This window comes from Arthrobacter sp. AB6 (assembly GCF_031844545.1).
In the GTDB taxonomy this organism is placed as follows: domain Bacteria; phylum Actinomycetota; class Actinomycetes; order Actinomycetales; family Micrococcaceae; genus Arthrobacter.
The window spans coordinates 79,316-103,934 of sequence record NZ_JAUZVL010000009.1 but is presented as its reverse complement, the minus strand read 5'-3'; the positions used below and the strand labels follow the sequence as shown (position 1 = coordinate 103,934).

At 65.2% G+C, this 24,619-nt stretch carries 25 protein-coding genes; 12 read left to right on the top strand and 13 right to left on the bottom strand.

Annotated elements, in window-relative coordinates; all coding sequences use genetic code 11:
• The first annotated feature begins 55 nt into the window (after window positions 1–55).
• Complete coding sequence (locus Q9R30_RS09745; protein ID WP_104997913.1) at window positions 56–1,015, top strand: heme o synthase; 960 nt, start codon at window positions 56–58, stop codon at window positions 1,013–1,015.
• Window positions 1,016–1,307: 292 nt separating this feature from the next.
• On the opposite strand, the gene Q9R30_RS09740 is transcribed toward Q9R30_RS09745, so the two are convergent.
• From Q9R30_RS09740 to Q9R30_RS09730, 3 genes are read right to left on the bottom strand one after another with little or no spacing between them, the layout of a single operon-like run.
• Window positions 1,308–2,252, bottom strand: a complete 945-nt coding sequence (locus tag Q9R30_RS09740; RefSeq protein WP_104997914.1) for a heme A synthase — start codon at window positions 2,250–2,252, stop codon at window positions 1,308–1,310.
• A 7-nt stretch (window positions 2,253–2,259) separates the two neighbouring features.
• A complete protein-coding gene (locus Q9R30_RS09735; RefSeq protein WP_311217457.1) occupies window positions 2,260–3,066 on the bottom strand; it encodes an ABC transporter permease in 807 nt (268 codons plus the stop codon).
• Window positions 3,063–4,031 (bottom strand): ABC transporter ATP-binding protein, encoded by a 969-nt coding sequence (locus Q9R30_RS09730; protein WP_104997915.1) that lies wholly within the window; start codon window positions 4,029–4,031, stop codon window positions 3,063–3,065. Before Q9R30_RS09730 ends, Q9R30_RS09735 begins: the two co-directional genes overlap by 4 nt.
• 103 nt (window positions 4,032–4,134) lie before the next feature.
• On the opposite strand from Q9R30_RS09730, the gene Q9R30_RS09725 reads away from it, so the two are divergent.
• The 6 genes from Q9R30_RS09725 (at window position 4,135) to Q9R30_RS09700 (ending at window position 9,331) form a co-directional block, all read left to right on the top strand.
• The gene (locus Q9R30_RS09725) at window positions 4,135–4,977 is read left to right on the top strand and encodes a helix-turn-helix transcriptional regulator (RefSeq protein WP_396136717.1); all 843 of its coding nucleotides are present in this window, start codon (window positions 4,135–4,137) and stop codon (window positions 4,975–4,977) included.
• A complete protein-coding gene (gene sufB, locus Q9R30_RS09720; RefSeq protein WP_104997916.1) occupies window positions 4,977–6,440 on the top strand; it encodes a Fe-S cluster assembly protein SufB in 1,464 nt (487 codons plus the stop codon). Before Q9R30_RS09725 ends, sufB begins: the two co-directional genes overlap by 1 nt.
• A 2-nt stretch (window positions 6,441–6,442) precedes the next feature.
• Window positions 6,443–7,726: a Fe-S cluster assembly protein SufD gene (gene sufD / locus Q9R30_RS09715; protein WP_311217456.1), complete on the top strand. Its 1,284-nt coding sequence runs from the start codon at window positions 6,443–6,445 to the stop codon at window positions 7,724–7,726.
• A 23-nt stretch (window positions 7,727–7,749) separates the two neighbouring features.
• Window positions 7,750–8,109, top strand: coding sequence for a non-heme iron oxygenase ferredoxin subunit (locus Q9R30_RS09710; RefSeq protein WP_311217455.1), 360 nt, complete (start codon window positions 7,750–7,752; stop codon window positions 8,107–8,109).
• Between the two features lie 79 nt (window positions 8,110–8,188).
• A complete protein-coding gene (gene sufC / locus Q9R30_RS09705; RefSeq protein ID WP_104997919.1) occupies window positions 8,189–8,983 on the top strand; it encodes a Fe-S cluster assembly ATPase SufC in 795 nt (264 codons plus the stop codon).
• Window positions 8,984–8,998: 15 nt separating this feature from the next.
• A complete protein-coding gene (locus tag Q9R30_RS09700) occupies window positions 8,999–9,331 on the top strand; it encodes a metal-sulfur cluster assembly factor (RefSeq protein ID WP_104997920.1) in 333 nt (110 codons plus the stop codon).
• Between the two features lie 139 nt (window positions 9,332–9,470).
• Here the strand turns inward: Q9R30_RS09700 and Q9R30_RS09695 are convergent, their stop codons facing one another.
• Window positions 9,471–10,349 (bottom strand): neutral zinc metallopeptidase, encoded by an 879-nt coding sequence (locus tag Q9R30_RS09695; RefSeq protein ID WP_104997921.1) that lies wholly within the window; start codon window positions 10,347–10,349, stop codon window positions 9,471–9,473.
• Between the two features lie 59 nt (window positions 10,350–10,408).
• Here Q9R30_RS09695 and Q9R30_RS09690 point away from each other — a divergent pair, with 59 nt between their 5' ends.
• Both Q9R30_RS09690 and Q9R30_RS09685 read left to right on the top strand, forming a co-directional pair.
• Window positions 10,409–11,815: a class I adenylate-forming enzyme family protein gene (locus tag Q9R30_RS09690; protein WP_311217454.1), complete on the top strand. Its 1,407-nt coding sequence runs from the start codon at window positions 10,409–10,411 to the stop codon at window positions 11,813–11,815.
• Entirely contained in the window at window positions 11,805–12,983 is a 1,179-nt protein-coding gene (locus Q9R30_RS09685; protein WP_311217453.1) for a thiolase family protein, read from the top strand. The genes Q9R30_RS09690 and Q9R30_RS09685 overlap by 11 nt, the downstream gene beginning before the upstream one ends.
• A 14-nt stretch (window positions 12,984–12,997) precedes the next feature.
• On the opposite strand, the gene Q9R30_RS09680 is transcribed toward Q9R30_RS09685, so the two are convergent.
• The 4 genes from Q9R30_RS09680 to Q9R30_RS09665 all read right to left on the bottom strand — a co-directional run bounded on the left by Q9R30_RS09680 (window position 12,998) and on the right by Q9R30_RS09665 (window position 17,984).
• Window positions 12,998–13,621 carry an energy-coupling factor transporter transmembrane protein EcfT gene (locus tag Q9R30_RS09680; RefSeq protein ID WP_104997924.1) on the bottom strand — a complete coding sequence of 208 codons (624 nt, stop codon included), beginning with the start codon at window positions 13,619–13,621 and terminating at the stop codon, window positions 12,998–13,000.
• A complete protein-coding gene (locus Q9R30_RS09675) occupies window positions 13,618–14,349 on the bottom strand; it encodes an ABC transporter ATP-binding protein (protein WP_311217452.1) in 732 nt (243 codons plus the stop codon). Before Q9R30_RS09675 ends, Q9R30_RS09680 begins: the two co-directional genes overlap by 4 nt.
• 11 nt (window positions 14,350–14,360) lie before the next feature.
• Window positions 14,361–15,005: a biotin transporter BioY gene (locus Q9R30_RS09670; protein WP_104997926.1), complete on the bottom strand. Its 645-nt coding sequence runs from the start codon at window positions 15,003–15,005 to the stop codon at window positions 14,361–14,363.
• 201 nt (window positions 15,006–15,206) lie between these two features.
• Window positions 15,207–17,984 (bottom strand): phytase, encoded by a 2,778-nt coding sequence (locus tag Q9R30_RS09665; protein WP_311217451.1) that lies wholly within the window; start codon window positions 17,982–17,984, stop codon window positions 15,207–15,209.
• A gap of 360 nt (window positions 17,985–18,344) precedes the next feature.
• On the opposite strand from Q9R30_RS09665, the gene Q9R30_RS09660 reads away from it, so the two are divergent.
• Together Q9R30_RS09660 and Q9R30_RS09655 are read left to right on the top strand one after the other, a co-directional pair.
• Complete coding sequence (locus Q9R30_RS09660) at window positions 18,345–19,619, top strand: DNRLRE domain-containing protein (RefSeq protein WP_311217450.1); 1,275 nt, start codon at window positions 18,345–18,347, stop codon at window positions 19,617–19,619.
• Window positions 19,620–19,858: 239 nt separating this feature from the next.
• Window positions 19,859–21,457 (top strand): ABC-F family ATP-binding cassette domain-containing protein, encoded by a 1,599-nt coding sequence (locus Q9R30_RS09655; RefSeq protein WP_104997928.1) that lies wholly within the window; start codon window positions 19,859–19,861, stop codon window positions 21,455–21,457.
• On the opposite strand, the gene Q9R30_RS19345 is transcribed toward Q9R30_RS09655, so the two are convergent.
• From Q9R30_RS19345 to Q9R30_RS09635, 5 genes are read right to left on the bottom strand one after another with little or no spacing between them, the layout of a single operon-like run.
• Window positions 21,454–21,549 (bottom strand): hypothetical protein, encoded by a 96-nt coding sequence (locus tag Q9R30_RS19345; protein ID WP_396136716.1) that lies wholly within the window; start codon window positions 21,547–21,549, stop codon window positions 21,454–21,456. The two genes, Q9R30_RS09655 and Q9R30_RS19345, sit on opposite strands and share 4 nt — an antisense overlap.
• A gap of 35 nt (window positions 21,550–21,584) precedes the next feature.
• On the bottom strand, window positions 21,585–22,061 hold the full coding sequence (locus tag Q9R30_RS09650; RefSeq protein ID WP_104997930.1) for a YbaK/EbsC family protein: 477 nt from the start codon (window positions 22,059–22,061) through the stop codon (window positions 21,585–21,587).
• Window positions 22,062–22,064: 3 nt separating this feature from the next.
• Window positions 22,065–22,940 (bottom strand): SURF1 family protein, encoded by an 876-nt coding sequence (locus Q9R30_RS09645; RefSeq protein ID WP_311217449.1) that lies wholly within the window; start codon window positions 22,938–22,940, stop codon window positions 22,065–22,067.
• Window positions 22,941–23,204, bottom strand: a complete 264-nt coding sequence (locus Q9R30_RS09640; RefSeq protein ID WP_104997932.1) for a hypothetical protein — start codon at window positions 23,202–23,204, stop codon at window positions 22,941–22,943. It abuts the gene before it with no gap.
• On the bottom strand, window positions 23,201–23,638 hold the full coding sequence (locus Q9R30_RS09635) for a DUF3099 domain-containing protein (protein ID WP_104997933.1): 438 nt from the start codon (window positions 23,636–23,638) through the stop codon (window positions 23,201–23,203). Before Q9R30_RS09635 ends, Q9R30_RS09640 begins: the two co-directional genes overlap by 4 nt.
• Window positions 23,639–23,791: 153 nt before the next feature.
• On the opposite strand from Q9R30_RS09635, the gene Q9R30_RS09630 reads away from it, so the two are divergent.
• Window positions 23,792–24,517, top strand: coding sequence for a beta-ketoacyl-ACP reductase (locus Q9R30_RS09630; RefSeq protein WP_311217448.1), 726 nt, complete (start codon window positions 23,792–23,794; stop codon window positions 24,515–24,517).
• Window positions 24,518–24,619: the final 102 nt, after the last annotated feature.

The window sequence follows — 24,619 nt, the reverse complement described above, 5'->3', positions numbered from 1 at the left end:
TTGGACCGGGCCGCATGACTAGCTGGACAGCCAGACAGAACTGCCAACAGAACGGGTGACCGCCACCGTGAGCACAACAGATACGCCGCTGAACGCATCCCGGGCCTCACGGGCCGGGATCGCCCGTAAGGCAAAGGCGTATCTCGCCCTCACCAAGCCCCGCGTCATTGAACTGCTCCTGGTCAGCACGTTGCCCACCATGATTTATGCGGAACGCGGCTTTCCGGCCATCGGGCTCATCCTTGCCACGCTGGTCGGCGGGGCCTTTGCTGCCGGCAGCGCCGGAGCCTTCAACTGCTACATCGACCGCGACATCGACAAGCTCATGCACCGGACGGAGAACCGGCCGCTGGTCACCGGCGAGGTCACGCCGCGCGAGGCACTGGTCTTCTCCTGGCTCCTCGGCGCCGCGGCCATCGCCATCCTCTGGTTCGGCGCCAACCCGCTGTCCGCGTGGCTTGGCCTTGGGGCGATCTTCTTCTACGTGGTGGTCTACACGATGATCCTCAAGCGCCGCACCGCGCAGAACATCGTGTGGGGCGGAGCGGCGGGCTGCTTCCCGGTGCTGATTGCCTGGGCCGCGGTCACCAACTCGGTGGACTGGCCCGCCGTCATCCTCTTCATGGTGATCTTCCTCTGGACGCCGCCGCACTACTGGCCGCTGTCCATGCGCTACGGCGAGGACTACCGCAACGCCAAAGTCCCCATGCTGGGCGCCATCGCCGGCGCCAAAGTGGTCTCCGTGCAGGTGGTCCTCTACGCCTGGGCCATGGTGGCGTGCTCGCTCCTGATGGTTCCCGCGGGCGGTGCCGGCTGGGTCTACACCGTCACCGCCGTCCTGGCCGGCGCCTGGTTCCTTTACGAGTCACACGCCCTTTACAGCAGGGCACAGCGTGAGGACATCTCCGACAAGCGGGCCATGAAGGTCTTCCACGGCTCCATCAGCTACCTCACCCTGCTCTTCATCGCCCTGGCAGTCGACCCGTTCATCGGGCCCGCCATCGTGGCCGGCTGACCCACGACGCTCTATCACTTACTGCTGGTTCTGCTCCCACGCCCTATCAGTTCCCGGGTATTCCGGATCGCCATCTCTCACCTGCCAAGCCCTTCCTGACCTCATGACCAGCTCGTGAGGTGAGAAAGGGCTTGTTTTTCCTCCCCATCGACTGCAGGAGGGCTTGGGCAAAAAGACTGCCGCATGTGAGAGAGCATGTGCCACTTTCCTGCGGGAAGTGAGAGAGCGTCGTGAACGCACGAGCGCCCCGGATCGTAACGAACCGGGGCGCTCCGCGTCTGGCAGTGTGGACCTACTCCACCGGGCTCGACCTGGCCACGTCCCAGGCATTGGTGGCAGCCCCCATGAGCAGCGCGGCCCCCAGCATGTGGGCGGCCACCAGCAGTACCGGGATGCCGTTGTAGTACTGGGTGAAACCGATGACCGCCTGCAGCACCGTGACGCCCAGGAGCGCCAGCACGGCAGTCCGGAACGGTCCCCGGATCCGGCGCATCAGCACCACGGCCAGGGCCACTAGGGTCCCGGCGGTGATCATGTACGCAGGGATGGCATGGATGTGGGAGAACAGATCCCAGTCGAGGCCGTTGCGGGGAGCGTCGGCATCACCTGCGTGCGGACCGGCTCCGGTTACCACGACGCCCAGCATGACGGCGAGGGCAGAAAAAAGCGCGACGGCGGCCGTCACGGGGCGCAGGGCTCCCGGCAGGGCGGGGTGGCGTACGGCCAGAAACCGCCCGGTGCGCCCGTAGGCGCGGTTCACGAGCAGCGTGGCGAACACCACCAGTGCCATGGATACCAGGAAGTGAAGTCCGACTACCCAGGGGTTTAGGTTGGTGAGGACGGTGATGCCGCCGATTACGGCTTGGGCGGGGATGCTGGCCAGGAGGCCCAGTGCAAGCAGGAAGAGGTCGCGCCGCTCCTTGCGGAGGTTCCACAGATACACCAGCATCAAAGCGGCGACGGCGGCCAGGGCGAAAGTGAGGAGGCGGTTGCCGAATTCGATGAAGCCGTGGATGCCCATCTCGGGGGTGTTCACCAGGGAATTGTCCGTGCAGCGGGGCCAGGTGGGACAGCCCAGGCCGGACGAAGTCAGCCGTACGGCGCCACCGGTGACCACCAGCAGGGTCTGCCCGATCAGGGAAGCTACAGCCAGGCGGCGGACGCTGGTGTCCACCGTGCGGGGCAGCCGCGACGCCAGGCGGCCGGCAAACTCGGGGAGGCGGAAGGCGGTACTCACGAATATCTCAATTCCACTTGAACCAACGGATTGCTGCTGCGCCGGCAATGACTGTCCAGAGCACCAGTATGAGGGCGGCGGCGCCATTCACCGCACCGTGCAGGAAGGCGTCCCGCAAGGCCTCGCCGAGTGCACCCGAGGGCAGGTACCCAACGATCTGCTGGGCCCCGGCGGGGAGCCTTTCCGCCGGAATCACGATTCCGCCGAGGGCCCCCAGGAGGATCCACAGCAGGTTGGTGATGGCCAGGGTGGCTTCCGGACGGACGGTTCCGGCCACCAGGAGGCCCAGGGCAGTAAAAGCCGCCGCCCCCAGCGCAAGGAGCAGGAGCCCGGGGATCCAGCCGGCCGCCGTCGGCTGCCATCCCAGCGACAGCCCGGCACCCGCCACCACGGCAACCTGCAGGCACAGCACCACCAGGACGGAAAGAACCTTGCCCGCGATGAGCCCGCCCCGGCCCAGCGGGGTGGTGGAGAGGAAGCGGAGCACGCCGTAACGCCGGTCGAATCCGGTGGCGATGCCCTGCCCGGTAAAGGCCGTGGACATGGCACAGAGGGCAAGGATGCCGGGAACCGCCGCATCGATGCGGGTGGGTCCGAGCCCGTCCAGGAAGGGTGTCACCGTCAGGCCAACCAGCGCCAGCAGCGGCAGCACCACGGCAAGGATCAGCTGCTCGCCATTGCGCAGCATTGCCAGCGCTTCGTACCTGCCCTGCAGCAGTATGCGGCGCAGCAGGGGTGCGGGCGACTGGCGTGCGGGGGCTCCGGCGCCGGTGCCGGGAGCGGTGCCTGCGGCGCCCGCGGGAGTCCCGTTCATCGGAGGTCCTTTCCCGAAATGTCCAGAAAGACGTCTTCAAGGCTACGCGCCTGCAGGGTCATGAAAGCGGGCATGATGTCGTGGACGGCCCACCACTCCGCCAGGGCCGCAAGGTGGCGGGGCGTCAGCGTGCCGGTGGCGGTGTAGCTGCCGGCCCGTTCCTCGGAGATGACGACGTCGGCGGGCAGCACCCCGGACAGGTCCAGTCCCGGCCTTGCCTCGAAGGTGAGGGTCCGCACGTGGTCCCCGCCCGCCTCCACGGCGGGTCCGCGCTGGAGGAGTTCCTGGACTGTCCCTTCGGCGACGTTCCGGCCGCCGTCGATGATGTAGACATAGTCGGCCAGCCGCTGGGCGTCGTCCATCAGGTGCGTCGTGAGGATGATCCCCATGCCTGAATCCCGCAGTTCGCCGATCAGCTCGAACACCAGCTGGCGGGACTGGGGATCCAGCCCGGCGCTCGGCTCGTCGAGGAACAGGACTTCCGGCCGGCCGATCAATGCTGCCGCAAGGGCAAGGCGCTGTTTCTGGCCGCCTGAGAGCCGCCGGACAGTGGTCCGGCCGAACGCGTCGATCCCCAGCCGCTCAACCAGGTCCTCCACGGGCCAGGGGTGCGCGTAAAGTCCGGCAATGTGCCGCAGCAGCGGCAGGGGCCTGGCCGACGGCGGGAGGCCGCCGTCCTGGAGCATGACACCTACGCGGGAACGCAGGTCAGCCCCTGCCGACGCCGGGTCCTGGCCCAGCAGGGTGATGCTGCCGCCGCTGCGCTTCTGCAGGCCCTGGGCGCATTCGAGGGTGGTGGTTTTGCCTGCACCGTTGGCGCCCAGCAGTGCCGTGACCTGCCCGCGCTCGGCGACGAGTGAGATGCCGCCCACCACCCGGAGCATTTTCCCGTCCAGGCTGGAAAGCGGACCTACATCCTTAATGAGCCCATTAATGGACAGGACAGGGGATTGGGGCGATCGCACCACAGTATTCTACGGGAAGTAGTATTGCCGGCAGTCCGCTTCAGCGGGTGAGGTCAGCCTCGCCTTACTGGAACCCGGGACTAAATTACGACACTATTGTGTTGTGTATTCCATGACCAACGCTACTGCTGTGCCTGTTGTCCGGCACGGAGCTTCCGCTGTTTCCGCGGAAGGCGGCGTCATGCCTGCAGGACCGGTGGCTGACGCCGATGAGCGTACCCGCGACCGCGTCCTTGCTGCCGTCCTGGAACACGGACCAGTCAGTGCCGCCGAGCTGGGCGACCTGCTGGGATTCACACCTGCGGCAGTCCGCCGGCACCTGGACCATTTGTCCCGTGCAGGCGTCATCGAAGTCAAGCGGGTGGCTAAGTCGGGTGCGGGGGCAGGCCGCCCCGCCCGGCGTTATGTCCTTAGCTCCCAGGGTCAATCGAGCCTTGGCAACGACTACCTTGATATTGCCGCCCTCGCCCTCCAGCAGCTCCAGGAAATGGCAGGGCCTGACGCGGTGCGCGCCTTCGCCGTCGAGCGTTTTGCCGACATGGAGCGCCGGTACGCGCCCGAGATCGAGAAGGCCGGCCCGGACATCACCGACCGCGCCAAAGCGCTTGCGGACGCCCTGAGCCGGGACAACTTCGTGGCCTCGGCAGCCTCCATCGAGGCCAAGGCTCCGTTGCCGGCCGCCCTTTCCAGTGTCCAGCTGTGCCAGGGGCATTGCCCCATCCAGCAGCTCGCCGCCCGTTTCCCCGTGTTTTGCGATGTGGAGACCGAAGTGTTCGCAAGGCTGGTGGGCGTAGACGTGCGCCGGCTCTCCACACTTGCCCGCGGCGGCCACGTCTGCACCACCCACATTCCCACAGGAAGGCTGTCTGCCGGAGGCCCTAAACCGCTCCCGGCAGCCCCCGCCCGCCTGAATGAAGTAACCAACCATCAGCAAGAAAGGCCGTGATGACGGACCAACTATCAGAGAAAGCAGTCGCCGAAAACACTGTGATCTCGGAGATTCTTGAGAAGAATCCCGAGCTTCACGGCATCGGCAACTACGAGTACGGCTGGGCTGACAAGAACGACGTCGGCGCCAACGCCCGCCGTGGGCTGGATGAAGAGGTAGTCCGGGACATTTCGGCCAAGAAGAGCGAGCCGGAATGGATGCTCGACCTTCGCCTCAAGGGCCTGAAGTACTTCGACCGGAAGCCCATGCCCACGTGGGGTGCGGACCTCTCCGGCATCGACTTTGACAACATCAAGTACTTCGTCCGCTCCACGGAGAAGCAGGCTGCCACCTGGGAAGACCTGCCCGAGGACATCCGCAACACGTACGAGAAGCTGGGCATCCCGGAAGCCGAGCGCAGCCGCCTCGTCTCCGGCGTGGCCGCACAGTACGAGTCGGAGGTTGTCTACCACCAGATCCGGGAGGACCTCGAAGCCCAGGGCGTCATCTTCCTGGACACCGACACCGCCCTCAAGGAACACCCGGAGATCTTCCAGGAGTACTTCGGCACGGTCATCCCCGTGGGCGACAACAAGTTCGCGTCGCTGAACACCTCAGTGTGGTCAGGCGGTTCCTTCGTGTATGTGCCCAAGGGCGTCCACGTGGACATCCCGCTGCAGGCATACTTCCGCATCAACACGGAAAACATGGGCCAGTTCGAGCGCACCCTGATCATTGCCGACGAGGACTCCTACGTCCACTACATCGAAGGCTGCACAGCGCCCATCTACACCTCGGACTCGCTGCACTCGGCCGTCGTGGAGATCATCGTGAAGAAGGGCGCCCGCGTCCGGTACACCACCATCCAGAACTGGTCCAACAACGTGTACAACCTGGTGACCAAGCGTGCCATCTGCGAAGAGGGCGCCACCATGGAATGGGTCGACGGCAACATCGGCTCCAAGGTCACCATGAAGTACCCGGCCGTTTACCTCGTGGGCGAGCATGCCAAGGGCGAGACCCTGTCCATCGCGTTCGCCGGCGAAGGCCAGCACCAGGACACCGGCTCCAAGATGGTCCACATTGCGCCGAACACCAAGAGCTCCATCATCTCCAAGTCCGTGGCCCGCGGCGGCGGACGTGCAGCCTACCGCGGCCTGGTCCAGGTCCGCGAAGGCGCCAAGCACTCCGCAAACACCGTCCGCTGCGACGCGCTGCTGGTGGACACCATCAGCCGTTCGGACACCTACCCCTACATCGACATCCGCGAAGACGATGTTGTGATGGGCCACGAGGCAACTGTTTCCCGGGTCAGCGAAGAGCAGCTCTTCTACCTCATGTCCCGCGGCATGCGCGAGGACGAAGCCATGGCGATGATCGTCCGCGGCTTCATCGAGCCGATTGCCCGCGAGCTCCCCATGGAGTACGCACTTGAGCTGAACCGCCTGATTGAACTGCAGATGGAAGGGTCCGTCGGATAACGATGACTGAAATCACTACTGAAAAGGCGCGCATCGGCGCGCCCTCAGCCCAGCCGTTCATTGACGGCTTCACGGAGGAAGGCGAGAGCCTTTCTCCCATCAATGCGGGCAACAAGGCGCCGCTTGCCGGTGCTCCGGCCAAGCGCCACTCCCACGGCGGCGGCGTCGGTGTCCCGGACAGCTCACGCGCCGGCCGCCTGACGTCCTACAGGCTTGCCGACTTCAAGCCGCTGACCGGCATGGAGGAAGACTGGCGCTTCACCCCGCTCAAGCGCCTCCGCGGGCTCCACTCCGAGGTCCTTTCCGGCGCGGCGCCCGCCGTGGTTGTCAACGGTCCTGAGCAGGTCACCGTTGAGAGCGTCGGCCGCGACGACCAGCGCATCGGTACGGCCGGCATCCCCGAGGACCGCGTGTCCGCCAACGCCTGGGAGAACTTCGCCGGCGCCACCGTGGTAACCATCCCGTCCGAGTTCGAAGCCACGTCGGAGATCAACGTAGACATCGAGGGCACGTCCCTCGAAGCCGCCGCCCAGCACCTCGTGATCGTCGCGGAGAAGTTCTCCAAAGCAGTGGTGGTCCTGAACCACAAGGGCTCCGCCGTTGTTTCGGAAAACGTCGAGATCATCGTTGAAGACGGCGCCGACCTGACCGTTATCACGCTTCAGGAATGGAACGACGACGCCGTCCACGCCTCCTCCCAGCAGGCGAAGATCGGCCGCGACGCCAAGCTCAAGCACGTCATGGTGAGCCTCGGCGGCGACCTCGTGCGTGTTACGCCGTCGGCCCGCTTCACCGCCCCCGGCGGCGAAGCCGAGATGTTCGGCCTGTACTTCGCAGACGCCGGCCAGCACCTGGAGCAACGCCTCTTCGTTGACCACGCCGTGGCCAACTGCAAGTCCAACGTGCTGTACAAGGGCGCGCTGCAGGGCCGGAACGCCCACGCAGTCTGGGTTGGCGACGTCCTGATCCGCAAGGAAGCAGAAGGCACCGATACCTACGAGGCCAACCGCAACCTGCTGCTGACGGACGGTGCCCGCGCCGACTCCGTGCCCAACCTCGAAATCGAGACCGGCCTGATCGAGGGTGCCGGCCACGCCAGCGCCACCGGCCGCATGGATGACGAGCACCTGTTCTACCTGATGGCACGCGGCATCCCCGAGGACGTTGCCCGCCGCCTGGTGGTCCGCGGCTTCCTGAACGAGATCATCCAGCAGATCAAGGTCCCCTCCATCGAGGAGCGGCTGACCGAGGCTGTTGAGCACGAGCTCGCCCTCACGGACAACTAGGAAGCACGGAGCACGGTTTACAGATGACTGACCAGCCAAAGGGCGAGCTTGTCTGCAAGGTGGATGAAATCCAGCTGAAGCAGGCGCTGCGGATCCTGATCGACGACTACCCTGTGGCCATCGTCAAGGACTCCATGGGGGAGATCCACGCCATCGGCGACACCTGCTCGCACGCGGACATTTCGCTGTCCGAGGGCGAGGTGGAGGGCTGCGCCATCGAGTGCTGGGGCCACGGGTCCCAGTTCGATCTGCGCAGCGGCCAGCCGCTGCAGCTGCCGGCCTACGATCCCGTCCCGGTGTTCGCCGTCGACATCCGCGGGGACGAGGTCTACGTGGACGTCAGCAATGTCCTCAACGGCGCCGAAGCTCCGAACTTCAGCTAGCACCACAGAATTACGAACCAACTTCCAGACAGAGAACGCACCGCGGCCGGCAGGCACGGTGCAGAGGAGAACAAGACACATGTCTACTCTTGAGATCAAGGACCTGCACGTCAGCATTGAGACGGAGCAGGGAACCAAGGAAATCCTGAAGGGCGTCAGCCTGACCATCCGGACCGGCGAGACCCACGCCATCATGGGCCCCAACGGCTCCGGCAAGTCCACGCTGGCGTCCACCATCGCGGGCCACCCGCGCTACAACGTCACCAGCGGCTCCATCACCCTTGACGGCGAAGACGTCCTGGCGATGAGTGTCGACGAGCGCGCCCGTGCAGGCGTCTTCCTTGCCATGCAGTACCCGGTGGAGGTCCCCGGTGTCAGCATGACCAACTTCCTGCGCACCGCAAAGACCGCCATCGACGGCGAAGCGCCCAAGCTCCGCACCTGGACCAAGGACGTCAAGGCTGCCATGGAGAAGCTGCGGATCGACGCCGACTTCGCCCAGCGCAACGTGAACGAGGGCTTCTCCGGCGGTGAGAAGAAGCGCGTGGAAATCCTGCAGCTGGAACTCTTCAAGCCGAAGTTCGCCGTCCTGGACGAGACCGACTCCGGCCTGGACGTCGACGCGCTGAAGGTCGTTTCCGAGGGCGTCAACCGCGCCCACGCCGAGGGCAAGATGGGCACGCTGCTCATCACGCACTACACGCGCATCCTGCGCTACATCAAGCCTGACTTCGTGCACGTGTTCGTGGACGGCCAGGTTGTCGAGGAAGGCGGCCCGGAGCTGGCCGACCGCCTGGAAGAAGAAGGCTACGACCGCTACGCCAAGGGCGCCGGCGCAGCCACCATCGCGGCCTCCGCCGCAGCACAGGCCTAGTAAAGGACACCTGCCATGACCGAAATCAACACGGCACGCACGAGCCTTGAGGACGTCGAGGAGGCCCTCAAGGACGTCATCGACCCCGAACTCGGCGTCAACATCGTTGACCTGGGCCTGCTGTACGGCTTGAAGTACTCCGATGACGACGGCGCACTGCTGATCGACATGACCCTGACCACGGCGGCCTGCCCGCTCACCGATGTCCTGGAGGAGCAGGTGGGCAAGGCCCTGGACGGCGTTGTCGATGAGTGGCGCTTGAACTGGGTTTGGATGCCGCCATGGGGTCCCGAGCGGATCACTGACGACGGCAAGGACCAGATGCGGGCCCTCGGCTTCAACATCTGAGCGCCTCACAAGTACGACGACGGCGGGTCATCTTTCCCGGGAAAGGTGACCCGCCGTCGTTCCTCCACCTCCCACATCCATTGCTCCATACTTGTCGTTTTCAGACCTCAAAACGACAGGTGCGGAGCAATCGATGGGGTTATAGGGTGGCGGCGCTGAAGGTGTCGCACTGGTTGATGTCCCCGGTCTCGTAGCCGCGGTAGAACCAGCGCTGGCGCTGCTCGCTGGATCCGTGGGTCCAGGCCTCGGGAGTGACGCGGCCGGTGGCCGCCTCCTGGATCCGGTCGTCGCCAACCGCAGATGCGGCGGACAGTGCGTCATTCAGGTCCTGCTGGGTGAGTGCCTCCAGGAAGGGCTGGCCGTCCGGGCCCGGCTGGGTGGATGCGTGTTTGGCCCAGAGGCCTGCGTAGCAGTCAGCCTGCAGTTCAACCCGGACCGCACCGGACTCCGGCCCCTGCGGATCCTGCTGGGCCTGGTCGAGGTTGCCCAGGACGTTCTGGATGTGGTGCCCGAACTCATGGGCCACCACATACTCCTGCGCCAGCGGGCCGCCGGAAGAACCGAAGCGGTCCACGAGTTCCTGGAAGAAGCCGGGATCAAAGTAGGCGGTGGTATCGGTGGGGCAATAGAACGGTCCCACCGCGCTGGAGGCCGTGCCGCAGCCGGTGCTGACCGCCTGGTCGAAGATCACGGTCTCCGGCTGCGGGTACTGCACGTTGTACTGCCGCAGGTAGGCAGGCCAGAAAGCGTTCAGGCTGTTGACCGTGCCGGTGATGCGGCAGTCCACGCGGGCGTCCGCATCCGCCCCGGTCTGGCAGGCAGGAGCCGTGCCCTGGCTCTGCGGCGCCTGGCCCGCACCCGCCAGGCCCTCCAACAGCTGGGGATTGACGCCCAGCAGCGCGGCAATGAGCAGGATGAGCCCGCCGCCGATGCCGCCGCCCACTTTGACTCCGCGGCCCATGCCGCGCCGGTCCTGGACCTGCGAGGGGTCCAGCTGCACATTGTCATTGAAACTCATAAAGTCACAATACCCGCGGGCCCGCGGCTCAATCCGTGCCGGCCGGTAAAGTTGATGCGATGCCTTTCCTCAACCGAATCCAGCGCTGGGCCGATGAACGGCCGCACGACACCGCAGTCGTGATTGCGGGACGGCGCCTTTCCTGGTTGGAGTTCCGGGATTCCGCCGCCGCGCTGGTAGCCCACGCCAAATCCGTCACGGCCCTCTGTGAGGCCAATTCGGTTGACTTCGCCACCAAATTCGCCGCGGCGGTGGCGGGCGGGCGCCAGTGCGCCGTCCTCGACCCGGCGTGGCCCGCCCAGCTGCAGGAGGACATCAGGCGGCGCGTCGAAGCGTCGGCGCTGCCGGCGGCGGTGTCCCCGGACGATGAGCTGGCGGACGGTGTGCCGGAGGGCACCTTCCTTATCGGGCTGACGTCCGGCACCACGTCGGTTCCCAAAGCCTTCACGCGGTCCCGGCGATCCTGGCAGTCATCCTTCGACGCCTCGATCGGGTTCTTTGGGCTTCGCCAGGACGACGTCACGCTGGCGCCGGGGCCGCTCGCCGCAAGCCTCAACCTCTACGCCCTGGCAGAGTGCCTTTACGCCGGGTCCGAATTCCAGACCCTCGAATCCTTCGACGTCGGGGACGTCCATGCCGCCATCACGCACGACCGCGTCACCAGGCTGGTGCTGGTGCCCACCATGCTGAGGATGCTCAGCGAGCGCGGCCTGACCGGATGCGTGGACGCTTCCGGGGTCCGCACCATCATCTGTGCCGGCTCGAAGCTGGACGCGCGGACGCTGGAGGCCGCACGCCGCTGGGCCCCGAACGCCACCATCTTCGAGTACTACGGCGCCTCGGAGCTGAGCTTTGTGTCCGGGGCCGGGCTTCCCGCCCGCCAGCTTGCCGTGCACGGCGGCACCGGCATCGGCCGGCCCTTCCCGGGAGTGGACGTCCGGATCCTCGACGACGCAGGCCTGCCCCTCCCGGACGGTGCCGCCGGGAACATCTGTGTCCGGAGCCCTATGGTCAGCAACGGCTACCTCTGGGGCGACGACGGCCAGGCCCTGAAGTCCATTGACGGCTGGTACACGGTGGGGGACCAGGGGTATCTCGCCGACGGGGAACTGCACATCCTGGGCCGCCGCGCGGACATGATCCTCACGGCCGGCAGGAATGTCTACCCGCACGAGGTTGAACTGGCACTGTCAGCGGTGCCCGGGGTCTCCGCCGCCGTGGCTGCCGGGATGCCGGACGACCTGCGCGGCCAAAGGGTGGTGGCCGGCGTCGTCCCCTCCCATGGCGCAGTCACGGCAACGCAGCTCCGGGCGGGACTTGAAGAGCTGCTGGCACGGGACAAGCGGCCGCTCCAGTACTACCTGCTGGCCGAATTGCCGGTCACGGACCGCGGCAAGGTCAGCAGGAGCCTGCTGCTGGACTGGATAAAGTCCCGGGACCCGAGGGTACGCGGCCTTGGCGGCTGACCAGCTCCCTCCGGACCGGCAGCCCGTCATCATCGCGGCACGGCGGACGCCGGTTTGCCGCACCAGCGGTGCCCTCCGGAAAATGCGCGCCCACGAGCTGCTGGCGCCTGTCCTGCGCAGCCTTCTGGCCGGCGCCGGGGTTGAGCCCGGTGCCGTCGCCGACGTAGTGATCGGCAACGCCGTGGGCGGCGGCGGAAATGTGGCGCGCCTTTCCCTGCTTGAGGCCGGACTGCCGGTCAGTGTTCCCGGCATCACGGTGGACCGCCAATGCGGTTCGGGGCTGGACGCGATCGTCCTCGCGTCACGGCTGGTGGCCGCAGGCGGTGGCCCGTTGTTCCTTGCCGGAGGAGTGGAAAGCACCAGCACGGCGCCATTGCGCGCGTACAGGAACGACGACGGCGGCCCGGAGTTTTACCGGCGGGCCCAGTTTGTGCCGGCGGCCTTCGGGGACCCGGACATGGGCGTAGCCGCGGAGACCGTGGCGCGGAAGTTTGGCATCAGCCGGGAGCGGCAGGATGCCTTCGCCCTGCGGAGCCACCGGCTGGCGCTTGGCGCTTCTGACGCCGGATATTTCGACGGCGAGCTGGTTCCGCTGGACACCGAGGCCGGGGCTGTTGCTGCTGACGATGGTCCACGCCGGGGGCTGAACGCCGCGGTGATGTCCCGGTTCCCGGCTGCGTTCGTGGACGGCGGAACTGTCACTGCGGGGAACTCCTGCTTCGATGCGGACGCGGCCTCCGCCGTCGTCATGACATCCCTTCAGCGGGCGCGGGAACTGGGCGCGGCGGACGCGCTGCTGGTGCTGGGCGCGGGGACGGCAGGAGTGGACCCCGAGGTGCTGGGCGTCGGTGCTGCCGCCGCGGCGAAGAACGTGCTCGGTGCCGCGCAGGTGGGCGCCTGGGAGCTGGACCTGGTGGAGTTCAACGAAGCCTTCGCCTCACAGACGCTTGCCTGCCTGGACCTGCTGGGGATTGACAGTGAGCGGGTAAACCTCGACGGCGGGGCGCTGGCCTTGGGCCACGCGTACGGCGCGTCCGGGGCTGTCCTGGTGACGCGGCTTCTCGCCCAGGCGCGCAGGAACGCGGCGCCGGGAAGCCTGGCACTGGCCATGATCAGCAGCGCCGGAGGCATGGGTACGGCAGCGTTGCTGCAGTACGAGCGCCTCTAGGAAGTTCCCGGGCTTCAGTCCTCCGCTTCGCCCAGGCCGCGGGCGGCAAGCGCCTCGCCCGTCTGGCGGGCAAAAGCCACCGAGGTGATGAAGACGGGCAGGATCAGGGCCCTCGGATTTCGTTCCAGGCCCCGGGCGCGGGCGGAATCCCGGACGTCGGCAAAGGTGCCGGCGATGTAGGGGATGCTGCGCAGCATGATGCCGATGGTGAGGGCGAACCGCTCCGGATCGGCACCAAACCTCCTGAAGGGCGTGGCTGCCCTGACTACTCCATCCAGGAGCTGCTGCACCGGGGTGGTGGCCGTGAGCAGCGAGGCCGCTACGACGCAAATGACGATGTTCAGGACGATCCGGGCCGCGGCCGGGGCTCCCAGCTGCCACCACTGGAACAGCCCGATGACCAGCAGGACGGCGGCGAGCGGGCGGATGGCTCCCCAGAGCCGTTTCAGGCCCGCGCCGGTGAGCAGGAAGAGGCCGCAGAGTCCGCCCAGTACCGCCGCCGAGATGAGCCAGTCCTGGATGATGAACGAGGCCAGGCCGCAGCCGAACACCAGGAGGAACTTCAGCGCAAGCGGTGACCGGTGGAGCAGTGAATTTCCAGGCACGTAGTTGGCCAGGAGGAAGCCGTGCCCCCTCATCGGACGCCCGGCTCCGTGGCACGGAGGCCTTCCATGCACAGGGCGCGGTACGCTGCCACCGCTTCCCCCGGGGCACCGTCAAACTCAACCTTTCCCTGTTCGATGACCAGCACGCGGTCCATCTCCAGTGCAAGGTCAAGGTCGTGGGTGGACATGATGACCTGCTGGTCCAGCCCCGCCAGGGTCCTGCGGAGAAGCTCCCGGTTGCGAAGGTCCAGGAGGGTGGAGGGTTCGTCGAGCACAAGGACTTGGGGGTTCACCGCCAGGACGGCAGCAAGGGCCATCAGCTGCCGCTCGCCGCCGGAGAGTTCATAGATGCTCTGGTCCGCCAGGTGCAGCAGTCCCATCCGCTCGAGGGCCGCTTCGGCCTGGCTGCGCCGCTCGGTGCCGTTCTTCACCGAGCGGCGCAGCGAAAGCTCCACGTCCTCCCGGCCGGTGGGCATCACCAGCTGGGAGAGGGGATCGGTGAAGACAAAGCCGACGTTCCGCCGGACTTTCCGGACGGCACGTACTGTGTCGTCGCCGTCGACCGCAACGCTGCCCGCTGTTGGCTGGATGAGGCCGTTGACCAGCCTCAGCAGCGTGGACTTCCCGGAGCCGTTGGCACCGATGACGCCCACGCGCCCCTCCGTGAGTTCGATGGTGACGTCGTCAAGGAGGACCTTGGGCTCGGGGGAGTGGTCCGTTTCGACGGCGACTGTTGCCTTGTCAAAGGTCACGGAAGGCATGGCGGTTGTTCCTAGGCTTTGGTGGTCTGGACGGTGCCGCGGCGGACGCGGCGGACCAGGATGTCCGGGAATGCGCGGTGGAGGGCGACGGCGATGATGGCGGCGAGGATGTTCTTGATGATGTCTCCGGGATAGAAGACCAGGTCGCTCACGAATGCCTGCGCCAGGGTTGCTTTGGTGTTGAGGGCGATGCCTGCGACGCCGAGCGAGTGCACCACCACCACGCTGGTGGCCATGGCGGCCAGGAAGAGCCAGAGGGCACGGACCTTGGCGGTACGGCGGATCACCAAGGTGGCGAGCCAGCCCACCACCAGGGCTGCGATGGGGAAGGCGATGATGTAGCCGGCGGAAGGACCGGCGAGGATCCCCAGTCCGCTGCGGCCCTGGCTGAAGATCGGAAGGCCGGCAAGGCCCAGCAGGGCGTACAGGCCGACGGCGGCGAAGCCCCTGCCGGGGCCGAGTATCAGGCCGGTGAGCATCACGGCAAGGGTCTGGAAGGTGATGGGGACGCCGAAGCCGTTCACGGCCAGCCCGGGGACCAGGGCCGCGACGGCGACGAGGGCGGCGAAGACGGCGATCAGGCCCAGGTCGGTGGCGTTCCAGCGGTGGCGCTTGGTCTTGACGGTATTGCTGACGGCAGTGTCGGTGTTGCTCATGGTGGTCCTGTCGGGGTAGTACAAGCGGGATCTGGTGTAGTCCCGACGTTACCGGGGCAGGGCAGGGGGTATTTTGTAGGGGCCCTACTAAAGCAGGGCCCGGCGGATGAGGGCTGGGCACAACTGGCCGACGCTTCATGCCAGTAACGGTCCTGGCTCCTGGCGGCCGCGATGGCTTCTGCGAGCTGTGAGCTCCTATGGTTATTGCAGCTGAAGCACCAGCTTTGGCGGGGTGGTTGTCTCCCTTGAGCCGAAATCGGCCCCGTCGCTGCTGGTGGCATTCATGCCAAGCGAGAGGATGCCGCCGAGCTCGCCCTGCAGAGCAGACGCAGTCAGTGGCACTTCATAACTGGTGTTCGACGAGACGGGTCCGAGGCTGCCCAGGACGCTGGTGCCCAGGGCCGGCCGTGTGCTGTACGTGAGGCCGCTCTCAGTCCAGGTGTCGTCCGCAACCAGCCTGACGTTCTGCGTACCCACTGAGCCGCTGGTCGTCGCCCGCAGCTGGAGCTTCGCGCTCACGATCGTCTTTCCTGCGAGTGCCGACAAATCGAACTTCAGGTACGCATTCTCCACCGGGCTGTTGTCCACCGCGAGCTTCGCGGCCGTGCCGTAAGTCGTCGTCGCCGCCCCGCTGGAAACATAAGCGTCCGCTGTTGCTGTTAACGTGACCGTCTCCGGGGGAGTACTGGCCGCGGCCGTTGTGAAGGTCCACGTCTTAGCCACCACGCTGTTGCCGGCGGAATCTTTCGCTCCGGTGACCCTCGCGGTGTACTGCGCACCAGGTTTGAGATTGGCGCTGGGATCCAACGTGGCGGTGTTGTTGCTGAGGTTGACCACCGCATCCACGGGAGTGCTTGAAGTTCCCTCGGCCAGCGTGAACGTCGTGTTGTTTACGGTCGTCGAGTCCATGGCCTCCGAAAACGTAGCCGTGACATTTCCGGTGACCGCTGCGTCTGCTGCATTTTCTGCAGGAGTCACCGAGGTCACCGTGGGTGCGGTGGTATCTTCGGGCGGCGTCCCCGTGCCCGATCCCAGCTGGAGGACCAGCTTTGGCGGGGTGGTTGTCTCCCTTGAGCCGAAGTCGGCCCCGTCGTTGCTGGTGGTGTTGATGCCAAGCGAGAGGATGCCGCCAAGTTCGCCCTGCAGAGCTGACGGAGTCAGTGGCACTTCATAACTGGTGTTCGACGAGACGGGTCCGAGGCTGCCCAGGACGCTGGTGCCCAGGGCCGGCCGTGTGCTGTACGTGAGGCCGCTCTCAGTCCAGGTGTCGTCCGTAACCAGCCTGACGTTCTGCGTACCCACTGAGCCGCTGGTCGTCGCCCGCAGCTGGAGCTTCGCGCTCACGATCGTCTTTCCTGCGAGTGCCGACAAATCGAACTTCAGGTAGGCATTCTCCACCGGGCTGTTGTCCACCGCGAGCTTCGCCGCCGTGCCGTAAGTCGTCGTCGACCCCCCGCTGGAAACATAAGCGTCCGCTGTGGTGGTCAAGATCTGCGTTTGCGGCGCCGAGGTGTCGATCAGCCAAGTACGCTCCGCGGGAGTCGGGTCCGCGTTGCCGGCCGCGTCGGTGGCCCGCACCGTGAAGACGTGCGAGCCAGCTGCGAGATCAGCGTACCTCTTCGGCGAGGCACATCCTTCGAAGGCACCCCCATCCAAGGCACACTCGAAAGTCCCGGGCTCCGTGGCAGTGAAGGTGAACTCGGCCGAGGTGCTGGCGCTGGTCCCTGATGGACCATCTGTAATCGAGGTATCTGGCGGCGTGGTGTCGGGTCCGGGGTCTCCCCCTCCGCCCTCTGCTCCTATTTGACGCGGGTCAAAAGTGGTGTCCACTAGCAGCCGGGGGCTGAAAGCATCGGCAATGCGCTGCCAGGAAACAAGCTTGTGATTCTGGTTACCGCTGTTGCCGTTGCCTGCATTGGTGTTGTTGTGGTCTTGGCTGGTGAAAAGGCCGGCGGGATAGGAAGGTCCGAGGGGGAAATTGTTGACATCAATCCCGTCTTGACCATTCACACCGTCGACGCCGCCGCCATCGGTGATCTTGAAGGAGCCAACGAAGGCGTTGTCTCCCCGGTTGTAGATGACGAAGTTGGATCCACCCTGGCTCGACACAATCAGGTAACCGGTCCCCTGGCGCCCATAGTAAATGGCGGAGTTCTTGACGTTCTCCACTATTCGTCCACCGGTTGCCACGGTGCGGTCCACGAGTGACCGGGTTGAACCGTCTCCTGGCTCAGCTCCGTACCGCCACAGGCCGACTTTCTCCTCGGACACATATAGACGTTGCAGCTCATCATCCGCCGAAATGCCCTCGGAGCTGTCGCCGTTGTCGAAAGAACGCACGGCTGTCCCGCGAACCGAGCCGTTGGAACCGTCCAACTCGAACTGGGTAATCACATTCGTATTGAAATCATGCACAAAGGCGTAATACTTCCCCGACACCGGGGAGTGATACATTCCGAAGCCGCGGGGCCTGCCTGGGGTGCTGATGCGCCCCACCTCTGCCAGGGACCGATCAGCGACGTTCACCCTGTAGAAGCGAACGCCGGTCGACTCCACATTCCTCTCCGTCACACCGACGAGGGCGATGCGCTCGCTGCCCAGCGGAAAGTTGTACCGGAGATCAACGTTGTTCATACTGCCGTGCAGGTAGAAATGCAGCTGGCGCCCGGACAGGTCGTAGACCCCCACTCCTCCGGTACTTAATTTGTCTGTACCGATCACCACGCTCTGCGACGGATCCGTGGGGTGTATCCAGATCGCGGTGTCGTCTGCCGCGTCACTGGAGCTTGGAACGGGTGTTGTCTCTGCCGACGGAGTCACGAGGACGTCCGCCGCTTGCGCTTGCGGGGCGTTGAGTATGTTGAGGCCTGCGAGGGCGGCAGCTAAAACCGCGGCAAGCAGGATCCGGAGCAGCGTGGGAGCGTGGCGCAAGGATCCGCCAGCGGCCAGCGTGCGTCGAGCAGCAACCGAGTGAGCCATGGAATTCCTATCCGTTGGCCGGTGCGCTGCACAAATGCACCGACCGGATCTCCGACACGGACGCCCCAGGCCCCAGCAACATTCAGCGTCGTAGAGGAATCCTAACCGCGGCCAAACCAGCCCAGAATAAAGTCAGGTACCCGAACGTCGGCTGGAACTACCTAATTTTTGCCGCCGATCATCCATTCACTCATTAGGTATAGGTTATTCGCCGGCCGCCAAAACTTGGGTATAGGGGATCGATTGCCCGCTTATTGCTCCAGGCTTACGCTTTGAGCTAGCTCGCATTTAGCCGTCGTTGTTTCTGGGCCGACACCGGCGCGGGCAGCCGGTACATCAAAATCCCTAGTAGAAACAGCGATGACCATGAAGGCTACGAGCGTTCAAGCGGTGCAAACTCAGCGGAACCGACGTGGCATTGAGTTCCGGCGTAAATGCGCAGCGGTTGCATCGTCCATTCTGATTATGTTCGCAATTATCACTCCGACAACCGCAGGCGCCGCAGCGACAACCACGTTGGTCATGGACTCTTACGTGCGGGCGGACAGAGCGACTTCGAATTTTGGGACCAGCACCCGTTTATCCACAGACGGCCGTGCGTATATCTGGCGGAACTCGCTCCTACGTTTCTCAGTGCAGGTTCCCGCTGGCGAGCACGTTGTTTCAGCAAAACTTCGGGCGTATTCCGAGACATCCACAACTTCCACTGAATTCGTGGATGTCTTTACTACGTCTGGCGGCTGGACCGAGAGAGGCGTCACGTGGAATAACGCACCGGCCCGAGGGACATGGCTCGGGAAAACCGGCGGATTCGCGAGCGGCTCCTGGGTTGAATGGGACGTGACGAAGGGCGTCAATCCGAAAGGCGGCGAGCAAAACTTCAAGCTGGAAAGCAACGCACGGAAGTGGATTGGATTCAAGTCAAGGGAATCGTCGAACTCTGCCCTGCGGCCAAGACTTGTGGTGACAACCGCGCCTGACACGGTGACTTCCACCGAGGCGGCCGTAGTACATGGGTGGGGCGCGAGTGTGGCCGGGGACGAGTTCAATTATTCCGGCGCGCCCGATGCCGCGAAGTGGAATGTCTACAACAGTGCCGGCCACGCGGGCAACGGTATCCGGAGCCCTCAGCAGGTGACCGTGAACGGGTCCGCAATGGTCATGACTGGAACTCCGGATGGCACGACTGCCGGTATGGGCGCCAAGTTTGCAAACCAAAAGTACGGCCGGTGGGAAGTCCGGGCGGCCGGGTCCGGTGATAACGAATACCATTTGGTGTCCATCCTGTGGCCCGACAGTGAAAATTGGCCGTGTGACGGCGAGATTGACTATGCGGAGACCACCGGCGACTGGAACGTCATCCAGTTCTTCCACCACTACGGATGCTCGAACTCACAGACCACGGCGTCCAAGCCACTGGACGTAACGCAGTTTCACAACTACGCGGTCGACTGGTCGCCGCGCGGGATCGTCGGCTATATCGATGGCTTAAAGTGGTTCGAAGACACCGACCCCGCACATCAGCCTCCCGGACCGATGCACCAGACACTACAACTGGATTGGTTCCCTGACAGCAGTGCCAACGGAGCCGGCGAGATGCGGGTGGATTGGGTCCGCGTGTACGCGGCAGGGTGAACATCCAAGCGTAAGCAACGCCGAACAATTCCCGGCTGGACATACCGGTCCCCGACGTGCCTTCGAAAGTGGCAACCAAGGTCCGGGTATTCCAGTCGCGTGAGACCCGTCTCGAAGTAACCGTCCTCAGCGTGTTGAACGGTAGACTTGGGTGGGCCGTTCTCCGGCCCTTGCCGCCCACGCCCATCACAGATACCCGGGGCTGCGGCTTATCCCTGCTGTGAAAGGCTCTACCTGCTGTGATTACTGTCCAGGACCTCGAACTGCGTGCCGGCGCCCGGCTCCTCATGGATCAGGTGAGCTTCCGCATCGACAAGGGAGACAAAATCGGGCTGGTGGGCCGAAACGGCGCCGGGAAGACGACGCTCACCCGGGTGCTCGCGGGAGAAGGCCTTCCCGCAGCGGGCAAAGTTACCCGCACCGGCGAAATCGGCTACCTTCCCCAGGATCCGCGCACGCCGGATATGGAGCAGCTCGCCCGGGACCGGATCCTGTCCGTCCGGGGCCTGGACATCGCCGTCGGCAAGCTCCGCGTAGCCCACGAAGAGATGGCCAGCGAGGACGCTGCCGTGCAGCGCAAGGCAATGAACCGCTACGACCGGCTCGAGTCCGAGTTCCTGGCCGCCGGCGGTTACGCCGCCGAAGCCGAGGCTGCAGCGATCTGCTCCAACCTCGCCCTGCCGGACCGGCTGCTGAACCAGCCTCTTAAGACGCTTTCCGGTGGACAGCGGCGCCGCGTGGAACTGGCGCGCATCCTGTACTCGGACGCTGAGACCATGCTCCTCGACGAGCCCACGAACCACCTCGATGCGGACTCCATCGCATGGCTCCGTGACTTCCTGAAAAACCACCAGGGTGGGCTCATAGTGATCAGCCACGACACCGAACTCCTTGAAGCCACCGTTAATAAGGTGTTCCTGCTGGATGCCAACCGTGCGCAGATCGACTTCTACAACATGGACTGGAAGCGCTACCTGACCCAGCGCGAAACCGACGAACGTGCCCGCAAGCGCGAGCGGGCCAATGCTGAGAAGAAGGCCCAGGTCCTGTTCGACCAGGCCAACAAGATGAGGGCAAAGGCCACCAAGGCTGTCGCGGCCCAGAACATGGCCAAGCGCGCCGAACGCCTGTTGAGCGGCCTGGAGGCTGTCCGCGAGCAGGACCGGGTGGCAGCCCTGCGCTTCCCGGATCCCTCCCCGTGCGGCCGGACCCCGCTTACCGCGGAGGGACTCAGCAAGTCCTACGGTTCGCTGGAGATCTTCACTGACGTGGACCTGGCCATCGACCGCGGCTCCAAGGTGGTCATCCTGGGCCTCAACGGCGCCGGTAAAACCACGCTGCTGCGGATGCTCGCCGGTGTGGACAAGCCCGATACCGGTGACGTGATTGCCGGGCACGGACTGAAGGTGGGCTACTACGCGCAGGAGCATGAAACCCTCGACGTCGAGCGCACCGTCCTGGAAAACATGCGTTCCGCTGCACCCGACATGAAGGACGCAGAGGTGCGCGGCATCCTGGGCTCGTTCCTGTTCTCCGGCGACGATGTCGACAAGCCCGCCGGCGTCCTCTCCGGCGGCGAAAAGACGCGCCTCGCCCTGGCCACCATCGTGGCCTCCAGCGCCAACGTGCTACTCCTCGACGAGCCGACCAACAACCTGGACCCCGCCAGCCGCGCCGAAATCCTCGGCGCCCTCAAGAACTACAGCGGAGCCGTGGTCCTGGTCAGCCACGACGAGGGGGCTGTCGAGGCCCTCAACCCAGAGCGCGTCGTCCTGCTGCCGGACGGTATCGAGGATCACTGGAACGAGGACTATTTGGACCTGATTACGCTGGCTTAGGCTGTCGGTTTTGTTTGCGTTCGCTGCGCGACGCCGGTGATTTCCCGCGTGCTGGCTCCTTCGTCGCCTTTGACGCACGCTACATAAATCACCGACGCCGCTGCGCTTGTGGGCCTGTCACCTTGGGTCAGCGGACGTTAAGCTCCAAGGCTCCGGTAATTCTCTGCAACTGCCCGTAGGTGATGCTGAACATTGAGTTGTGGTCTCCTGCTCCGGCCCAGAGGAGTTCCTGTTTCTTGAGGGAGCTGTCCAGGAGGGCCCTGATCTTTTCCGGGTGGCCCACCGGGGCCACTCCGCCTACCGCCTGGCCGGTATGCTGCAGAACGAACTCGGGGGAGGCGCGGCGGATTCTGCCTTCACCCAGCTGCCCGGCCACCAGCCTTGTGTCCACCCGTGCGGCCCCGCTGGCAAGGATCAGCAGGGGCTCCTCATTGAGCTCGAAGATCAGGCTGTTCGTGATCGCCGCGAGGTCGCAGCCGAGCGCCTCAGCTGCCGCGGACGCCGTCGGAACGCCCGCCGGAAAAGTCCGCACGGTGTCCCCAACTCCGGCAGCCACCAGGGCCGCGCGCACCAGGACCACCGGGCCGCCGTCGTGCTCCGTCATCCGTCAGTACCCCTGGGCGTCGAGGAGTGCGTCTTCCTCTTCCTCGGATGTCGCCTTCTTCCGCTTCCTGGGAGGTGACGGACGACGGCGTGGTGCCCCGGCCGCCGCGCGGGGCGCGCCGTCCGCAAACGCGTCGTCGTCCTCGGCGTCAATGGCAGCGTTGCGCGCCTGCTGGCGGGCCGCGTAACCGAAACCGACAAACATCAGGACGCCGAACGCGAACCACTGCAGCGAGTAGGAAAGGTGTGTGCCTTCCTCTGTGGAAGGCTTGGGGAACGCCATGGGCATCTCGGCGGCCGGGGGAGTCTCGGAGGCGAGCTGCCCGTAGGCTCCGGTCAGCAGCGGGTACCCAAGCTGGGCGGAGTAGGCGGGAAGGTCGATGGACGCCAGCTGGCCGTCGGGGGCGCCGCGCTTGAGTTCAGGCTCGGGATGCTTCAAGCGGACGACGGCGGTCACCTCACCTGGAGGGGGCGCCGGCACCGAGTCGGGGCTGCCGGGATTCCTGTTGCCGATGGGCAGCCACCCACGGTCGATCACGACGGTTTCACCCGTGGTCAGCCGGAACGGGACCACCACTTCGTAGCCAGGCTGGCCATTGAGCGGACGGTTCCGGACCACGCGCTGGCCGTCAACAAGATAGGTGCCCCGCAGCTCCACCTGCGTCCACTCCATGGCAGGATCCAGCCGGCTGAATTGTTCCTTGGCGTCCTTGAACGGAATGGGCGCCGCAGAGTAATTGGCCACCACCCGGTTGATCTCAGCGAGGGTCTCGGCGCGGCGGTCCATCTGCCAACGGCCCAGGAACACACAGGCGGTGGCGAAGATTGCGGCCAGCAGGAGATAACCCAGCCATTTGCTGGAAAAGAGGAAGCGGTACATTCAGCTGTCCTGCTCCGGCGCACCAAAGTAACCCTCAAGCGGCAGGGTTTCCTTCCACAGCCCCCTCGTCTGGAGGTAGTCTTCCAGCCATTCCCGGTGGTCCCCACAGGCGAGCCAGGTCTTGCGGCGCTCGGGGGTGTGGATTTTAGGGTTGTTCCACAGGAGCTGCCAGGAGGCCTCGGAGCGGCAGGCCTTGCGGGAGCAGATGGCAGCGGATTCGGTGAGCGCGGGATCGGTTCCCGCCGCGAAGTCGAAAATACTCATGATGCCCTCCGCTCCTGCCCGGTTGTTGTTGTTTCGTCGTCATCATTGATGAGTTCGCCCTGCAGGACCTCGGTGCCGTGTTCGTCATCGGCGGATGGTGCCGGGGGACTCTCGAGTTCCGCCAGCGGGGCGGAGTCCAGCAGCAGGTCACTGTGCCCCTCCGCCTTGTCGCTGCCGTTCGCTATGACCACCGCAATCCACGGCAGGAACACGGCTCCGGCCACCGCGATAATCTTGAACCAGCCGTCCACCACGAAGATCAGGATCAGGCACACCATGCGGATACCCATGGCCAGCGCGTACTTGATCATGCGCTGGCGCATATCCTCGGAATGGGCCGCCGCAGCATCCGTGATGCTATGGACTTCCGCATCGCCGGAGAACCGGCCGGGTTCTCCAGTCGCGGATTGTCCCGCATGGTTTTCAAGGGTCACGGTGATTGATCACGCTCCAAAGGCTTAGCTCAATTCTCTCACCATCGGCAGTGGCACCCAAACCCGGGCCGGGCCGGACGCTAAGATCGAAGTCAGCCAAATTGCCCCTACCTACCGCGGCCCCTGCGCGCCGCAGAATACCGGAGCCCCTCCATGACTGAAGCAGCCACCGCCCCCCGCAGCGTCCTGATAACCGGGGGCAACCGCGGCATCGGACTTGCCATCGCCGAGGCGTTCCTGGCCAACGGTGACAAGGTTGCCGTCACCTACCGCAGCGTATCGAAACTCCCGGAGGGGATCCTTGGGGTCAAGGCCGACGTCACCGACGAAGCCTCCGTGGACGCCGCCTTCAAGGAAGTGGAAGCGGCGCACGGTCCAGTGGAGGTCCTGGTGGCCAATGCTGGCATCACCAAGGACACCCTGCTGCTGCGCATGAGCGAGGACGACTTTACGTCCGTCATCGACACCAACCTCACCGGTGCCTTCCGCGTCATCAAACGCGCCTCCAAGGGCATGATCCGGCTGCGCAAGGGCCGGGTTGTCCTGATCTCCTCCGTGTCCGGCCTGTACGGGGCTCCCGGCCAGATCAACTACTCGGCGTCGAAGGCAGGCCTTGTGGGCGTCGCCCGTTCCCTGACGCGTGAGCTTGGATCGCGGGGGATCACGGCCAACGTCGTGGCCCCGGGCTTCATCAACACGGACATGACTGCCGAACTCCCCGAAGCCACCCAGAAGGACTACCTTTCCAGCATCCCGGCCGGCCGCTTTGCCGAGGCCGCCGAAGTAGCCAACGTGGTCCGCTGGATTGCCAGCGACGAGGCAGCATACATCTCCGGAGCCGTCATCCCCGTGGACGGCGGCCTGGGCATGGGGCACTGACCGGCGCAGACAAACTAGCAGCGCGGCGCTTCTTTGTGTAGGTCACACAAGGGAATTGGCCGGGGCCGCTGGCATGATGGACTGCAGGCCATCAGCAATTTA

Bases quoted from the DNA above. Each gene is read 5' to 3' on its own strand.
- Q9R30_RS09650 (WP_104997930.1), bottom strand. From the start codon at position 22,061: ATGACGGAGCACGACGGCGGCCCGGTGGTCCTGGTGCGCGCGGCCCTG.
- Q9R30_RS09670 (WP_104997926.1), bottom strand. From the start codon at position 15,005: ATGAGCAACACCGACACTGCCGTCAGCAATACCGTCAAGACCAAGCGC.
- Q9R30_RS09735 (WP_311217457.1), bottom strand. From the start codon at position 3,066: ATGAACGGGACTCCCGCGGGCGCCGCAGGCACCGCTCCCGGCACCGGC.
- sufD (WP_311217456.1), top strand. From the start codon at position 6,443: ATGACTGAAATCACTACTGAAAAGGCGCGCATCGGCGCGCCCTCAGCC.
- Q9R30_RS09665 (WP_311217451.1), bottom strand. From the start codon at position 17,984: ATGGCTCACTCGGTTGCTGCTCGACGCACGCTGGCCGCTGGCGGATCC.
- sufB (WP_104997916.1), top strand. From the start codon at position 4,977: ATGACGGACCAACTATCAGAGAAAGCAGTCGCCGAAAACACTGTGATC.
- Q9R30_RS09695 (WP_104997921.1), bottom strand. From the start codon at position 10,349: ATGAGTTTCAATGACAATGTGCAGCTGGACCCCTCGCAGGTCCAGGAC.
- Q9R30_RS09675 (WP_311217452.1), bottom strand. From the start codon at position 14,349: ATGCCTTCCGTGACCTTTGACAAGGCAACAGTCGCCGTCGAAACGGAC.
- Q9R30_RS09645 (WP_311217449.1), bottom strand. From the start codon at position 22,940: ATGTACCGCTTCCTCTTTTCCAGCAAATGGCTGGGTTATCTCCTGCTG.
- Q9R30_RS09680 (WP_104997924.1), bottom strand. From the start codon at position 13,621: ATGAGGGGGCACGGCTTCCTCCTGGCCAACTACGTGCCTGGAAATTCA.
- Q9R30_RS09690 (WP_311217454.1), top strand. From the start codon at position 10,409: ATGCCTTTCCTCAACCGAATCCAGCGCTGGGCCGATGAACGGCCGCAC.
- Q9R30_RS09700 (WP_104997920.1), top strand. From the start codon at position 8,999: ATGACCGAAATCAACACGGCACGCACGAGCCTTGAGGACGTCGAGGAG.
- sufC (WP_104997919.1), top strand. From the start codon at position 8,189: ATGTCTACTCTTGAGATCAAGGACCTGCACGTCAGCATTGAGACGGAG.
- Q9R30_RS09710 (WP_311217455.1), top strand. From the start codon at position 7,750: ATGACTGACCAGCCAAAGGGCGAGCTTGTCTGCAAGGTGGATGAAATC.
- Q9R30_RS09630 (WP_311217448.1), top strand. From the start codon at position 23,792: ATGACTGAAGCAGCCACCGCCCCCCGCAGCGTCCTGATAACCGGGGGC.
- Q9R30_RS09640 (WP_104997932.1), bottom strand. From the start codon at position 23,204: ATGAGTATTTTCGACTTCGCGGCGGGAACCGATCCCGCGCTCACCGAA.
- Q9R30_RS09660 (WP_311217450.1), top strand. From the start codon at position 18,345: ATGACCATGAAGGCTACGAGCGTTCAAGCGGTGCAAACTCAGCGGAAC.